Below are 400 nucleotides of genomic sequence, written 5' to 3'. Positions count from 1 at the left end.
TCCGCGAAAGCGCCGCGCTCGGCGTCGTCCTTCGAGGTCTCGCCGGCGTTGAAGCGCAGGTTCTCCAGCAGCAGCACCTGGCCGCCGGTCAGCTTGCCCGCGGCTTCGGTCGCCGATGAGCCCACGGTGTCCTCAGCGAACACGACGGGCGTGCCGAGCAGCTCACCGAGCCGCGTGGCGACCGGTGCGAGCGTGAACTTGGGGTCCGGCGCGCCCTTGGGACGGCCGAGGTGGGAGGCGACGATCACCTTCGCGCCCGCGTCGCGCAGGGCGACGAGGGTCGGCAGCACCGCCCGGATGCGGCCGTCGTCGCTGATGACTGTGGGGTCGCTCTTGTCGAACGGGACGTTCAGGTCGGCGCGTACGAACACGCGCCGACCCGAGACACCCTCGCCGAGCA

1 protein-coding gene is annotated in these 400 nt (G+C 71.8%); it reads right to left on the bottom strand.

Annotated features, from left to right (window positions below):
* Window positions 1-400, bottom strand: a 400-nt coding sequence (pgk, locus tag Aco04nite_RS48530; protein WP_213003928.1) for a phosphoglycerate kinase, incomplete at both ends; no start/stop codon positions are given.

Origin of the sequence: Winogradskya consettensis (genome assembly GCF_018332715.1) — a bacterium.
Classification (GTDB): domain Bacteria; phylum Actinomycetota; class Actinomycetes; order Mycobacteriales; family Micromonosporaceae; genus Actinoplanes; species Actinoplanes consettensis.
The sequence above is the reverse complement of the archived record's forward strand: the minus strand, read 5'-3'. Positions and strand labels throughout refer to the sequence as shown.